The sequence below is a fragment of the Halomonas sp. ND22Bw genome, from assembly GCF_003011945.1.
Lineage (GTDB): Bacteria > Pseudomonadota > Gammaproteobacteria > Pseudomonadales > Halomonadaceae > Halomonas > Halomonas halophila.
In genome coordinates this window covers 1-255 of record NZ_PXWD01001303.1, presented here as the reverse complement: position 1 = coordinate 255, position 255 = coordinate 1, and the positions used below count along the sequence as shown (strand labels likewise).

Below are 255 nucleotides of genomic sequence, written 5' to 3'. Positions count from 1 at the left end.
CGGTCTCCTGATAGCTGGTGGCGATCGCGTCCACCTTGCCCGCGACCAGCCGGTTGACGCGCCCCAGCACGGCATTCTGTTCGTGCACGGCGGTGCGGATTCCGCCCGCGAACGCCGCCGACAGCGCCGGAAACGCCGGATAGCCGCCGCAGCCGACCACCGCCGCCGGCTTGAACGTGCGATACAGTTCCGCCGCCCTCGCGCGGCCCTGCCACAGCTCGCGCGCCGCCCTGGCCCCGCCGACCGGCCCGGCGG

The 255-nt window shown here is 74.9% G+C and carries 1 protein-coding gene; it reads right to left on the bottom strand.

Going from position 1 to position 255, the window contains the following annotated elements:
• On the bottom strand, positions 1–255 hold a 255-nt coding region (locus CVH10_RS22390; RefSeq protein ID WP_181244688.1), incomplete at both ends, for a glycosyltransferase.